The organism is Synechococcus sp. NOUM97013, from assembly GCF_014279815.1.
GTDB lineage: Bacteria > Cyanobacteriota > Cyanobacteriia > PCC-6307 > Cyanobiaceae > Synechococcus_C.
In genome coordinates, this window is record NZ_CP047941.1 from 2,343,827 (window position 1) to 2,358,577 (window position 14,751).

General features: G+C 53.6%; 8 protein-coding genes. 2 read left to right on the forward strand and 6 right to left on the reverse strand.

Going from position 1 to position 14,751, the window contains the following annotated elements; all coding sequences use genetic code 11:
* Positions 1-257 precede the first annotated feature (257 nt).
* A complete protein-coding gene (locus SynNOUM97013_RS12680; RefSeq protein ID WP_186480101.1) occupies positions 258-2,126 on the forward strand; it encodes a CHASE2 domain-containing protein in 1,869 nt (622 codons plus the stop codon).
* Positions 2,127-2,212: 86 nt separating this feature from the next.
* Here the strand turns inward: SynNOUM97013_RS12680 and SynNOUM97013_RS12685 are convergent, their stop codons facing one another.
* The 5 genes from SynNOUM97013_RS12685 to SynNOUM97013_RS12705 form a co-directional block, all read right to left on the reverse strand.
* Positions 2,213-2,578 carry a hypothetical protein gene (locus SynNOUM97013_RS12685; protein WP_186480102.1) on the reverse strand — a complete coding sequence of 122 codons (366 nt, stop codon included), beginning with the start codon at positions 2,576-2,578 and terminating at the stop codon, positions 2,213-2,215.
* A gap of 358 nt (positions 2,579-2,936) precedes the next feature.
* The gene (locus tag SynNOUM97013_RS12690; protein WP_186480103.1) at positions 2,937-4,433 is read right to left on the reverse strand and encodes a mechanosensitive ion channel family protein; all 1,497 of its coding nucleotides are present in this window, start codon (positions 4,431-4,433) and stop codon (positions 2,937-2,939) included.
* A 27-nt stretch (positions 4,434-4,460) separates the two neighbouring features.
* The gene (locus SynNOUM97013_RS12695; protein WP_370586429.1) at positions 4,461-4,838 is read right to left on the reverse strand and encodes a DUF3307 domain-containing protein; all 378 of its coding nucleotides are present in this window, start codon (positions 4,836-4,838) and stop codon (positions 4,461-4,463) included.
* 214 nt (positions 4,839-5,052) lie between these two features.
* Positions 5,053-5,700, reverse strand: coding sequence for a hypothetical protein (locus SynNOUM97013_RS12700; RefSeq protein ID WP_186480104.1), 648 nt, complete (start codon positions 5,698-5,700; stop codon positions 5,053-5,055).
* Positions 5,701-5,824: 124 nt separating this feature from the next.
* Positions 5,825-9,892, reverse strand: coding sequence for a CHAT domain-containing protein (locus SynNOUM97013_RS12705; protein WP_255442803.1), 4,068 nt, complete (start codon positions 9,890-9,892; stop codon positions 5,825-5,827).
* A 136-nt stretch (positions 9,893-10,028) separates the two neighbouring features.
* Between SynNOUM97013_RS12705 and SynNOUM97013_RS12710 the strand changes: the two genes are divergently transcribed.
* The gene (locus SynNOUM97013_RS12710; RefSeq protein ID WP_186480106.1) at positions 10,029-11,732 is read left to right on the forward strand and encodes a ShlB/FhaC/HecB family hemolysin secretion/activation protein; all 1,704 of its coding nucleotides are present in this window, start codon (positions 10,029-10,031) and stop codon (positions 11,730-11,732) included.
* A gap of 269 nt (positions 11,733-12,001) precedes the next feature.
* Here the strand turns inward: SynNOUM97013_RS12710 and SynNOUM97013_RS12715 are convergent, their stop codons facing one another.
* On the reverse strand, positions 12,002-14,569 hold the full coding sequence (locus SynNOUM97013_RS12715) for a 4Fe-4S binding protein (RefSeq protein WP_186480107.1): 2,568 nt from the start codon (positions 14,567-14,569) through the stop codon (positions 12,002-12,004).
* Positions 14,570-14,751: the final 182 nt, after the last annotated feature.

Below are 14,751 nucleotides of genomic sequence, written 5' to 3' on the forward strand. Positions count from 1 at the left end.
GAGGCAAATACCAGGAAAATTCGAAACTCAATCAAGGCTGAGTTCAGCCTTGCTCAATAACCGCAAATCAGAGGCAAAGCCACACGACGAGTCGCGAACCAGACAGTCCCTGTGCACGCCTACTGCAGAAAAACGCATGAAGGGTGACGAAGGGGTACTGGAACTTCCAACGTTGCAGTTCGACCACAGAATGCAGAACAGCCACACATAAGGAGCCAACCTGGGACCAATCAGGCGCATCCAAGGTTGAACCGGCGATGAATCGCTTCCGCCAACTGCTGCAATCCACCGGCCCCTATCTCGCCGCCTTGGGAATCTTGGTGCTTCTGCGCAGCACGGGCTTGGCCCAAACTCTTGATTTGGTGATCTATGACCTGATCACAAGTGAGCGATCCAAGGATTCAAGGCAAGACCAACCGATCACTGTGGTGGGCATTGAAGAAAGCGACATCCAACGCTTTGGATGGCCCATTGATGACAGCATCTTTTGCGAAGCCTTTGACGCGCTCAATGCCAGCGGCGTCGCCGCCATCGGCTTCGACATTTACCGAGACCAGGGTGTAGGAGAACAGCAGCAATGCCTGCGTGACCGCTTCCGTGATGAGCCAACCCTGGTGGCCATTTTCAACGTAGCTGCCGGCATTGCAGCTGTTCCCGGCACACCGGTCGAACGCCAGTCGTACAACGACCTCACCCTGGATGCTGATGGAGTGGTGCGTCGAGATCTGGTGCATGTCACAGGACAGGACGAAGCAACGGTGGCCTTTCCATTGCGCGTGCTGGAAGTCGCCACCGGCGATCGATCCTTACGGGACGCCTTGGATGCAGGTGCGGATCAAGGCCCATGGTTGTCGGCAAATAGTGGTGGATATCACAACGAAATTGATGCGGGGCTCGGGATGCAGCGGTTGATGCGTTACCGCGAACCGGGAAGCTTCGCGACCTACACCTTGGCGGAGATCATCGACGGTGAGGTGCCGGAAGCGATGCTTCGGGACCACATCGTGCTGATCGGCAGCACAGCACCCTCTCTTCGTGATGTCTTCGAGATGCCACACACGCGGTTTAACCGGGGCGAGCGGCTTTTCACAATTTCGGGTGTGGAAGTGCATGCCAACCGGCTGGCCACCTTGATGGACGAGCGCAACGGAAGCTTTCAAGCGGGTTGGTTGATGCCTGGCTGGGGCAATCTGCTGATGGTGATCGGCTTTGCCAGCACCGGACTGCTGCTCGGAGAGCGGATCCCAAAGCAACGAGTCAGCATTCTTGTTGTTGGCCTCGTGGCCAGCGGAACCGCTGCTGGGCTCTCAGCACTGCTCTGGAATCACATCTGGATCGGCATGGCAATGCCGATCACAGGTCTACTCAGTTTCAGCGGTGCTGCCTGGCTGCGCCGTGGCATGGAAAGCCAACAACACTCCCAACAAATTCAACAATTACTCGGCCAAACAACATCGCCGGCGGTTGCGCAACAACTCTGGGAACAACGCGACTCCTTGCTCAGCAACGGACGTTTCCAAGGACAACAGCTACCGATCACTTCACTGTTCACAGATATCGCTTCATTCACCACTGTGTCCGAAAGCATGAGTCCGCCGGAGTTAATGGACTGGTTGAACCGCAGCATGGAAATCTGCGTGCCCGCCATCACCCAAAGGGACGGCATGGTGAACAAATTCACCGGCGATGGGATGTTGGCCGTCTTCGGGGTGCCGTTACCAGGGAATCCATCGGCAGAAGCTCAGGCGGCGATTGAAGCCGCATTTGAAATCAAAGAGGGACTGGAGAATCTCAACGTGAAGCTCCAGGCCGAAGGAACACCCACCATGCGCGTGCGCATGGGCATTCACTCCGGTGAGGCACTGGTGGGTTCGATGGGAAGCACTGAACGGATCGAATACGCAGTGATCGGAGACGCTGTGAACTGCGCATCAAGACTAGAAAGCTATGACAAAAATCGCCATAAAGGAGTACTGCGCGTTCTGATCTCCAGCACCACATTGGAACTCCTCCCAACCGAATTCCGCCAATCCTTAAACTTGGACTATTGGGGCCCTATTCAGGTCAAAGGACGCGAAGAGCCGTTAGAAGTCAGCCAGTTGAAGTTCGACAATTTGAACGATTAAAAGAGCTTGGGAATTGGCTCCTGAAGCCGTTTCGAGACGAATCAAAGTCTCAACAAGGAGAAACTTTTATAACTTAAGAGCTGAAATCACACTTCACAACGAACAGGCAATTGCTGAAGCCAATCATCTGTCACCAAATCAGACAGACCAAAGTGCGCCAACGTTTCAGCAGTCGAAACACTGGTTCCACACTTGGCACGCAGACCATTCAAAAGAGACTGAACTGACTGATCATTGGATTCAACATCCAACACCAACAAGCTCAAGGCCGGAGGAGACGTGGACTGGACAAACGCCATGGGATCGGAATGATCAACATCCTCTCCGGACACACAATTGAAACTCGACTCCCAAACCGTCGGACGACTAATCTGCGCATCAAACAGAACAATGCTGGTCGGCCCCGCAGAGAGCGTGCGCGTGCTCTCAGCTGAGCCATCCTCAGGCTTCAAGCTCACCTGAAGGCTGACAGGGCTGTCAGACGGCCCTTGGATTAACCCCACAAGACCTGATGCACCAGGTGCGAAGACACTGGTCTCAGGGACCAGATGGATCAAAGTGCGCGCACTACATTCACCTCGGGTTCCTCCGCCAACACGACGACCGGGGAACGTGCTGCGTGGATTGGCGTGGACGTCGCCCATTATCCCGAAACAGCTGAAAGCCAAAACGCCTACGACAGCTGAAGTAAACGTTGATCGCACTGAGACGCTTCCCATAACCCGAAGGGTTTTCACAACTGATACAGCTTGGCCACAATCCAGACAGCTGTCCAAAAAAACGAGCAATAACCGTATTTAAGCCGCGTTGTCATCCTGAAGAGAACAACCTTGCGAAGGTCTTGCGCATGCGTTCAACCAAATCAAGCTCATAGGTTTCGGTCTGATCCGCAGTGAATTCGCAACGGCGTGCCTCCCGATGCGCCATGAAGGCGGCGAAAGCTTCCATGGCATCACCGTTCTTCAGGAACTGATCATTGATCGTGCGCTGACTGATTTTCTGAACCATCACATGCCCCTTCGCCAACACAGATGCCTTTCGGGGCTCGTCAGTCAAAGCAGCCATTTCACCAAAAACATCACCCTGCGATAACTCAGCCACCTCAATCTGGTCCTTGGAACCCATCACCGCATTCACATAAACAGAGCATGTCCCTTCAAGCACGACATACATCGAACCTCCCTCTTCCCCTTCGCGAACAATCGCCTCATCGTCACCGAACGACAAAACAGGGTCGTGAACAACAATGTCTCTGATTTGAGCATCGTTCAGCGACGCCAACAGAGGCTCACGACGCAGAACAGCAAAGCTTTCATCTTGCAATTGCTGTTCAAGCTCCCCATCTCTCCGTTCGGTATCAGCAAATGTTCTGACATCCTCGACCGGATAGGGGAATGAGTAACCCGCACGATGCACCGCATACCAAGCATCAGCAAAAAGACTTGACTTAATAACAGCCCTTTGCATGTAGTCTTCGATGAAAAACCATAATCGATAATTAATCGATGAATCACTAAATTCTTCGACTAAAATATGTGCGTCATTCGCATCGACGACACCAGGATGCTGATCTAAAACAGTGGATAAAATTGCAATAATCTTCCCAGGCGGCGCTTCGTAGGGAAGGCCCATAACAATATCGAGTTGATAACGACGCGCAGTGGGCCTGGAAAAATTAATCACTTTTCCAGTGTCAATCACAGAGTTAGGAAGAATGATCATTCGGTCTCGCGCGTTGTCATAGAGGTAGGCACTATTCCATGACACAGTCTCAACACGGCCAACACAACCATCAATTTCCACCCAATCACCAACTGAAAACTGCCGCTCAACCTGGAACGTGAGCGCAGAAGAAATATTGCTGATTTGCGAAGCAGTGCCAGGACCCACCACAAACGCAAGGCCCCCCAGTACGGCGGCCGAACCCAGGGTGGTCAACAGCCCCTGACTCTGAAGCTGGACCGCAACGATCAACATCGTGGCAGCAACCAACAGCAGATCCTTGAGAATCCTGGGCGGCGCAACGCGTCGACGACCCAACCTGGCCAAAACAAGCCAGAGCACATCCAGAAAAACCTCAACAAGAGCGACATACAATGCGCCGCTCTCAACCAGTCGAAGCCAAATCAGTGCTTCACCCTGCTGCTCAAACAACAGAAGCAACCGCGTCAAAATTGCAGCAGTCAGTGACACCCGGAAAAAGAGCATTCCGGGGATCCAACGGCTGTACTTAAACGACCGGGACTGACGAACACGGCCCAAGACAAACGTCAGCAGCCAAAGCAGTACCAACCAGAACAACGACATGACGATGCTTCAAGCCTCAGGAGAGTCTTACAACCACTTTGTCAGAACCAACACCCAAACCACCTTGCAAACCACATGCATCAGCTGATCAGCAGCTAACGAGTAACGAAAACGACATTTACCGTAGTCAATGGCAGCATGAAAGATCATTTCGGCAAGTCCGACGAATGGAACTCCAGTGAGAAGGGACACCACCAAACCATGCGTTGCCGAGTGAGCAGCCAACCACCAACGCCAATCCAAAACAGCATCCTTTCCCGGACACTTTTCAACCGCCATCCGGTCACTTTGAAGCGGAAAATCAGCCAAAAAATGGCCAAAAACAAGCAGAATCAGCAGTTCAAAGGGCTGCTCCGCAAGCAAGGCCACGTCAAGCATCTGCGGGAATCCACAACCTGCTTTCATCGTGGCTCATCCCCAAAAGATTTCAACAGAACAACGCGACCCGTTACGCACAAGCTTCATGCGATTGAACGGCGTGAATTTCAGCTTCACCGAATGCGCATCATCCGCTTTGGCGGTTGTGGCTGCCTCACCGCGTTAAAAGTGCAAATTCAGCAAAAGCTCCGGGACGTGGACCATGCGAGAGGCCAGCTTGAGCCACTGCAGACGATCGCGCTCAAAAGCACTGCACCGTGACGGTTTCTGGCCAGGAGTCGTCGATCACCTCATCGCCAAAGTCGAACACCTGCTTGAGAGGTGCTACAGCGGTGGAGCTGCCACAGACAGCCTGCAACGAAGCCAACTGCTGCTGGAGCAACCCAACCTGCGAATCAGCTTCAGGCAGAAGCAACGTAAGGGCTGGGGGAGCGGATGCCGTGACGAAGCCGAATTCATCCGCTCCATCGTCCTCGTCACATTGGTAGGACGATTCCCAGAGCAAAGGGCTGGAGGCTGCCGGCACGCGAAGCAGCACCAGCCGATTCACCGAAGCGCCCAACGATTGCTGCAGCAAAGGGCTGACATCTTGCGCGGCAAACCCGTCATCTGATGCGGGCCGCAAGATGACCTCCAAGGGCATCGGATTGGCCGCTGGCCCTTCCAGCAAAGCAATCAAATTGGCATTCCCCAAAGAGAACACATTGGAGGAAGGCACCAGATGCACCATCGGCCGGGCAGCACACTCACCCCGTGTGCCGCCGCCAATGCGACGGCCAGGGAAGGTACTGCGCGGAGCCGCCTCCCCAGACGAAGCACAGATCATGGGAACCACCAATGCACTCATCAAAAGCGCGGCTACGGCATTGACAGACTGAAAGCGAGACATCGGATGACGAACACCTACAGAGCAATGGTGTGAACCTCTTCAGCTTGATCACAAGAAGCACCGACACAACTGATTCACATCACGCGCAGCTGTGATGTGAATCACAAAGCAGGGACACTCAGGGCTACCAGGCTGAACCAATGAGCTCAATACCAGACCAGAAATAAGGGTGCTGAACACCACCTGCGATGCGGCGACGCTGGGCGGGGGTCAGCTCGGTGAGCAAAGGAACTTCACCAGCACCGACAACCACATCGCCCTGCAATTGAATCGCACCAGAAGCAAAGAGTTGGCGCGTGCGTTGGAGCGCTTCAGCTTTCGGCAAACCCTGATCGAGCAAGCGATAGAACTGCACAAAGAAAGCAGACGTCACCACATCATCGACGTACCAAAGTGTGCCCACGGCACTGCGGGCTCCGGCCTGAAGCGCAAGACCAGCAAAACCAAGCTCACTGTCCGGATCACCAAGGAGCGTGCGGCAGGCACTGAACACAATGAGATCAAGCGGCGTGTCACGTCGCTCACTGCGCAACTTGGCCAATTGCGCCATCGACATCGGCCCAGTGCCCGTGTGGAGCACCGATTGCGCGGGTCCTCCAGGCCGGAAATCGGCATGGGTCGCCACATGTACCCGGTCGTAACGCTGATCAGCGGCGCCATTCAACAAAGCCTGTGGTGAGAAGTCGTCATTGAGATATCGATCAGCACCAGCGGAAGCTTCGAGTTGCTCCAGTTCCTGAGGCACAAGCGGCAACGGCGCAAGGGTCTCAAATTCAGATGCCCCCAGTGCCAGCTGCCGCCCAGAAGACGACTGAGATGGTGCCAATGGAGTGAGTGCGAGTGAAGGCGTCAGTCCGAAGGCGTACTTCTCACCGAAGAAGCTTGTCCCGTCACTGAGTGCAGCGAAAGGAACAGCTTGCAAGCCCTGATCGGCTGCGATCAGCAAAGTCTCAATCTCTTGGCCTTGAAGCGACTCCCAAATGGGAGCAACCAACAGGGCATGCAACTGACGCGATGGCGAAGCTGGGTCATCAACGGCCAGAGGCTCCTGCCGTGACAACTGACGGTAAAGAGCCTTCAACAAACTGGAAAATCGTCCACGGTTGAGCGACACGCGTCGAGCCTCCACGGGGGCATCCGATCCGATCAAGGTCAGATCAAGGAAGGCATCTTCGTCTTGGCCATTGGATGCCGACGTCTGCTGCGTAAACCGAACTTGGAGCACTGCAGGATTGGGAGCCAAACCGTCGCGTTTAACGCGACTCAAGATGTTTTGAACGTCCTCAACGCTACGGAGCGACGTACGCAATGCATCCTGAGGAAGTCCAAGTAATGATGCTGTGCGACTTGTCGCCGATTCATCCGATTTTTGAAACTCTGCGACGGCTTGCTCAGGAGACACAGTTTGAGGACTACCTGACGCTGCAGGCGGTGGTGCCGTGGTGCCTGCAACAGAGGCGGCGGAATCACCGCCACTACCAACATCAACTTGCAAAACAGGGCCAACAGCCTGCGACTGCGTCGTTATGGAACCACCTGAAGCACTGGAAGAAGAGTCAGACCCTGCCGCTGAAGATGATTCATTAGAAGTCAAAACGGAAACTTCAGCGATTACAACCAACTCTTCCAATTGGTCATCATCGAAGGGAACCTCAGCGACATCTTGCTGTTCCTCTAAGTCCGACGTCTCGTCAATTTCGACTTCATCAATTTCATCGATTGGTACATCCGTTGGCGGGTCTGTAGGCGCATCTGTGGTTTCTGTTGATGTATCTATTGATGTATCAGTTGGGGAACTCGTGACCGCATCAGACCCTGATCCACCGGATACGGAAGAAGGAGAAGCGGAAGAAGAAAGATCGACGAGCGACCCGTCACTGACAAATGTTGACCCCGTATAGCTGATGGATGCCGTAGCAGGAAATGTAAGCGTTCCGCCGCCAGCCTTAGTGAATGAACCACTACCAGTCACAGGGGCATCCCAAACCAGATCAAAACCACTGCCGACACTGATTCCGCCACCCCCAGAACCTAATTTCAAACTCGTATTCGTGACAGTCTCACTGCTATCGCGGCGCAGAAATGATGCATTGTCCAAAAAGATAGACGAGATATCTGGCAACACTTCCGAACCAGAAGGTTGATCCATCCAGACCGTGCCACCCCCAGTAGATTCAACTTTGGTGACATTTAAGGACCCCTTGAACCGAGCTGTTCCAGAGCCGATGTGCAGAATGTCACCAGGAGCCGAGGAAGATTGAAGACCACCCGAACCGAAGCTTGACTGAACAGAGCTCACAACAATTTGACTATCACCAAGATTCAACGCATCCTGCAGCGTGATATCACCTGCCCCCGCCAGAGTCAAAGAAGCTGAGACACCAGAATCGGAAGACACTGTATCGCTGAGCGTGAGACTGTCTTGCTTCACTTCAATCGTTGAACTCGATCGGAGCAAAACAGGCAGAGTAATTGAGTTATCACCCGAAAGACTGAGCAACTTACCCCCATCAAGCTCGACATTTTCACCAAGACTGATCCCGCCAGCCACCTCAAAAATGGCACCAGATTGAGCCTTAGTATAAGAGCCAGTACCCAGCGCGTTAGTTGCTGTTGCGCGCAATGTACCGGCTTGGATCGTGGTGTTGCCTGACCAAGAAGAGCTATCCCCAGAAACAATCAAACGACCAGCTCCGGATTTATTCAAATTTCCAGAGCCGGTGAGCGTGGCGGCCATCAGTGGAGGAGAGGAATCGCCAGAAGTACCGATCGTGGTATTCCCAGTCGAAATATTGAGCGGCCCATTCAGCGCTAAAGTGATGCCCGAAGAAGACGCTACATAGCCTTGTTCGGCATCCAAAGAGAGCCCGCCCGACCCCGTAGTGATGCTGGAATTCAGTTCGATATCTCCAGTTGCATCTAGAACAAGATTTGCAGAAGAGCTTGAGTAATCAATCGAAGCTCCAGATTCCCATGTGATATTTCCGGACTCTGATGAATCGTCAGAAGGTCCTGTCTGAATAATCACATTGCCACTTATCAAAGCAGATCCTATTTCAGCAGCACTCACAAATGATCCAGAGCTACTTGACTGGAATAGCTGTCCAGAGACAGAACTATCTGGAGTGATGTTTGTTTGCCCTGAACCGATTGTGATGTCGAAAGGATCCAACAACCAATCGCCAGACAATCCATTCGCAGCCGTGACATCTAAGCGTTCCGGCTCAGCTACCAGCACAGGCCCCGACGTTTCAATCTGGCCGCCGTTGCCAGCCACATCACCACCGCGTGCCAAAAGCGTGCCCTGCGCCACGGTGCCACCGGATGGATTGTTGAGATCACTCCAAATCACCACCGTTCCACCATTACCGGAGCCCGTGGATGAGGCATCCACAACAGATCCCGGCTTCATCCAGGTCTGGCTGGCCTGACGCACCGTCGGATCACTGTTCTGCCAGCTGCCACCAACCTGCACCAAACCGCCCTCAACGGTGCCCGTCGCCAACAGTTGCGATCCCTCTCCAACGCTCACTAAATCCCCTGTCAGCGTGAGCGAACCACCGTCACCTGCGGCATTGCTCACGGAAAGGCGGCTGTTCAGCACATCGATATGGCCACCCGGCGCATCCACCAACAGCGATTCGTCGATATCAAGCGACACCCCCTCCATGCGGATCAACGGACGCCGACCAGCCAAATCACCCGAAAGCAGGCCCAGGGCACCAGGCAATGGGTCGCCACCCAACCCAGGAATCGCCGTTAAGGGTGAGTTGAAAACATCAAAGACTCCACCTGCAAAACGCAGCTGGGAGGCAGTACTCAACGTGAGTTGGGGAATCTGCTGAAACGATGCGCCGGGCATCAATTGAATACCGCCCGGAGAAAGCAAAAACAGATGGGCCGGCGATGAAAGTGAAACGCTTTTATCAATGAAGCTTCCATCGGCTGCGGTGACACCCAACACGAGGTTGCGGATGCCATCGCTATCGATCGACACACCCTGGATGGCCCCTCGGGTGTCGAATTCACTCAGGCGGTGAAAGCGATTGCGACCACTATCGCTGCCACCACTAATCCGACACAAACCACTCTGGCAGCGACCATCAAGAACACCGTTAATTCGTGTTCCCAGAGAATCAGAAGCACGACTGGCAACATCCGCACGTGCAGAGACGCCGGTGATTAGGAGCAACAGTGGAATGAATGCCAGTCGTTTCATGCCACGTCTCCTAAGCCCTTAAGAGCAACACTGTTTTGAGCGTCCTGAAACGCTAGGACAATTCTCTCAGGGAATCTTAAAGTTCTGCTCAGTTTCAAGCGCTGCCTCCATGCTTCTCCTGTTGGCGCAGCTGGCTTCACCACCGATTCAGCCGGGTCCAGCTCGCTTACCAGCAGAGCGCGCACCCAATCAGCAACCACGGTTGCCATCGCAAACAGACAGCGAGACAACACCCTCCATCACGCTTCCCTCCGATGAACCCTTAACGCCAGCGGCTGAAGACTCAAGCCCCGCCGGTCACGACACGCCAGGGTCCAGTCGCACCGTCAACATCGTCGGGGATCTTCCTTACTCAAACGGCGATCTTTCAGAGCTGCTCGAACGCTGCAGCAAAGCCAACGACCAAGCCAGCCGACTGCAGCAGTGCGCCGAAGCACTCACAGGCCTTCTGCAAAAAGATGGCTACGTGAACTCCAGGGTGTACGTCGAGGCTGAACCAGCCCCTGGTCAACTCAACGTGGTCATGGGACAGCTCGTTGAGCTGCGGATCGAAAGCGAAAACGCCGGACTTGAGCAACGGGTGCGCCAGCGGCTCAGCCCGTTGCTGAACCGCACCTTGAATTTGCCCGACCTCCAACAACAACTGCTGCTCCTGAAACAGCGTTCTGTGGTGGGCACGGTGGCAGGCAGCCTTGGGAAACTGGGAAGTGACCCCACCCAAGCGGTGCTCAACCTGGTAGTGACGCCTGCCAAACAGCCCTGGCGCGGGGACTTGAGCATGAGCAACGACGGCAACGCTGGAAGCGGGGAATGGCGCAGCGTGGCGGTGCTGCAAAAGCCCACACTGCTCACCAATGGCGACGTTTTTCAGTTCTACGGAGAACTCAGTGCCGATGGCACTCCGGAATTAGGCACAACATTGGGCTCTCTCAGTTACACCTATCCAATAAGCGAATCCTGGACGCTCACTGGTTCCTTTGGTGCCAGTCGCCGGAAGCTAGTGGAAGCCAAAGGAGCCGCCAATGATCTGAGCTTTCGTCAATTTCAGGGCTTGGCCCAGCTGCAATGGACGTTTGCAGAGTCCAGCAATCAAACCTGGTATGCCTCAGCGGGACTCAGCATCAACCGCAATAACAGCTATCTCGACGGAGACTCTGTTCCTCTGATCATTGGCGGCGGTCCCGACGGCGACCTCACCACGGGATATTTACGTCTGGGATTAGGCCATGGCGGCAATCACGGCAACTTGGGATGGAACGCGCAAATTTACGGCCTACAGGGAATCGCAGGATTGAGCTCTCAAACCCAACTGGAGGATTTCTCCTTTTTCGGCATTCACCCCGGAGAGTCACGCGCACTTGGAGGAGTCGCATCATTGGGATGGACTATGCAGCCAAATCTGCAACTCAATCTGCGCGCTTCCGGCCAAGTGGCCTTCAACGAACTCACAAGTGACATGGGATTTGGCCTAGGGAGCGATGTTGGGCTTCGAGGCTTACCAGGAACATTGATCAGTGGAGACAATGGCTGGCTCAGCACAGGGGAACTGAACTGGACGTTCTGGCAAAACAGCAAGAACGCCCTGCAGTTGGTTCCTTTCATGGGGATTGGAGGCATCCAAACCACTCGCGACTCAGTGACCATGGACGACACAATCGGCACGGGGGGATTACTACTGCGCTGGCTGCGGGGCCAACACTGGTCTGTGGAAGTGGGCTGGGTCGATCAGTTCAATGCCAACGACAACGTCGGGATCTGGAACGACTGGTTGATCGGCAGCGGTGCCTACGGCAAGGTGCGCTATCGATTCTGAGGCAAGCGCTAACGCACACCAACGAGCCGGGCTTCTGAAGAAACTGAAGATCGACAACTTGCAAACGACTCTGTTCCTCGGTCACCGTGTGCCACCGGAGCGCAATTGGCTCCAAAATCATGCAATGCAAGCAACGGGATCAAAGTTCAAGGAGCACAAAAATTGCCCGAACTTGTTCGCACCAAACAAGCAAGATTTAAAGCAATTGGAATGCTGAACAAGAAGGTCTTCAAACGGAGCTACACGTCATTTTGCCAGCTTCGATAAAATCAAATAGGTGTGGCACCTGATCGCTTCAATCGCTTGGCAAGTTGACGCAGCAAGCCATGGGTGAAATGGCTCGAGCGTTGCAACAATTCATCAAAGGCGTGAGCCGGGAAAACAAAGACACCGAGGCCATCGGGACTGGCCTGAAGCAAGCCCATGGATGGCTCTCCGGAGATCACATCCATCGCACCGATGACAGAACCAGCATCATGATGCAAGAGCTGACCACCCTCGGTTGTTTCGGTTGCACCACCACGAAGAACGACCAGGATTAAGTTTTTCTGATTGACAGCATCTCCAGCTGACCACGATTTCAACCAGCCATGTTCAGCAACCCATAGCAATCCAGATGGCAATAAGTCACGAAACAAGCTCGAATTTGCCAAGTGTGGAAATTCATCATGATCACGATGCGGTTGCCCTTTGAGCTGACTCTCCAAAAACATCGATGTCCCTAGTCCTGGCCGGCCAGACTGCAATCGCGACGCAACAACCCCAGGCCTGATCAATCGCTCCACCATCAAGACCCAACCGGCTGTATCTGGATCAGGATCCATCCATAACGTCTCGAGCGCCTCATCCAAAGAAGCGCTCTGTTCTGGGATTTGCTGATACTCCTTTTCCAAAACATCAGGCGGAAGAGCTTGGGCAATTTCGTTCAAACGCTGCTCCATTGCCAACGCCAATGGATGCAGCAAAACCTGGTCAGAGGCTTGCTCTTGCAATGCCAACAAGTAGGCACGCTCTTGCTTGAACTGTTGCAGACGTGTCTGGATCCTCAGCTGCGCCAAATCACCAGAACTGTGGAAACGTCTCAGCACACGCTCAGCCTCAACATCCTCCAAACCTGAATCCAACTTCAAACGCTCCAATCGAGGCTGCAACTGCACAGGCAAAGAATCAACATCGAGAGTTTGCAAGCCGGAGATTTCCAGAAAATCCTCAACGATTTCGGCAAAAGCCTCCTCACGCAATTGCTGAAGCTGCAAAGTTCGCTCATCAAGCTGCAACAAAGTTGGTTCATCGGCCGCTAAAACACGGATGGTCGCGTGGTGATCTTCTTCAGAAAGCTGCAAACTCTGACGCAACTCTTCTAATTCCACTAGGGCTTTGGCGCGATCAAGAGAGCCATTACGAATCAAATCACGAATAACTCCTTGGTAAATCTCACGGGCACGTCCACGAACAGCAACAGGAAGAGCCTTGGCCAAAGTAAACACCTCTTGCGCCGACAAGTCCTGCAATCTCCTTCCATCCAATGCAGCATCAAGGCCTGGCAGCTGCTTCAATTGTCTCCTCAAACTGTCGGTTGTACTCTCACGGCGATAAGTCGACTGATCACGTGCCCAAGATCGGAATAAAACAATCGCAGAGAAAACTAAAACCAATGAGCGTATCCATTGAGCCCCATGGGGACCAAAAGCACCCTGACTTGGGTCAACAAACCAGAAAAAAATGTTGACTGATAAAAAAGTAGCCAGCAAACGAGTCCTGCTGACCGCTAAGTCTGCCGCTGAGGGTAGACCTAGCTTTTCATATTGACGCAAAAGAATGCGTTCAATCCCTTGGAATACAGCAACAGAAGCCCAGCCAGTCAAGACCAACAGCAGCGGGATCACAACAACCCTTGGGAATGGAAGCCAGCCGCGTAGAGGATCCCAAGCACGCGCAGGCAGTGTTGCATCAAAAGCCCAGTGACCCTGACGTAAATATGTCAATTCTGAATCTTGAGGGGCCATATGAGCCTCAACGGCCATCATCAACTCAAAGAACATCAGGACCAAGCCTGGATAGGAATACCAGGCCCAAGTCAATCCACGCTTACCGCGAAGAGACTTCCAATAATGGCGTTCAGAATCAATATCAATGCAAGAGGCTTGGCACGCCACACATGCACTTTGTTCCTTACCTGAATCAGCAATTGAGCGACACATTGACTGGGTGATCTTGCTGGTACTCCCGATATGAGCGGCTCCTCCAAGAGCACTACGCTGACCAGTCAAAATGGTCTGAACAGGACCCATCGGACAGATGTATTGACACCATGCCTTCCCGGCATAAAGCCAACCAACGAATGCAGCTGCTAACAAAGTAAAAATCAGTAGCGACGCTAGACCTATTGGACTGGAATTAACGACCAAGAGACGCAGACAAAGTCCAGCAATTAGAAGCGACCACTGCAACTGCACATGATGACGCGCAAGCCATGAATCCGGCTTGACTTTAATGGGCTCAAAACGACCCTTTTTATTCATAACTTTGCGCTGAATTCCAAGTGCTCGAGAAGTCTGGGAGACAAAAGCCAATGGACAAATTCGGCGCCAGAACTCATGGCTACCAACAACCAAGATCAACAACCCAGCCGGAACGATGACGCCCCAAAACAAACGATTACCAGGCTGGCGATGCATCAAACACTCGAGCGCATTGGGTTCACAACCTGGAGCCAGCGAGGTTGGCAACGTCAATGCTGGAATCAGCAGCGACAGGATCAACAAACACCAACCCGTCAATAAAACCCAGCGCACCACCCGCGCCTGGTGTTCTGGCCATTGGCTGAACCAACGCATGCTTCATCGCGCTCGAACGTCGCCTTAACTTCGCCAAATTGACCTTCGACAGTCAATCCGTCGGTGACAACCCAGCGTCGACGAACCGCAACTGGAAGCCTTGCTCGAACTGCTGAAGCTGCCGCTGAAGATCCAAAGGCAGGATCTGAGCGTGCAGGTGATCACCGATGACGCCTCACGGT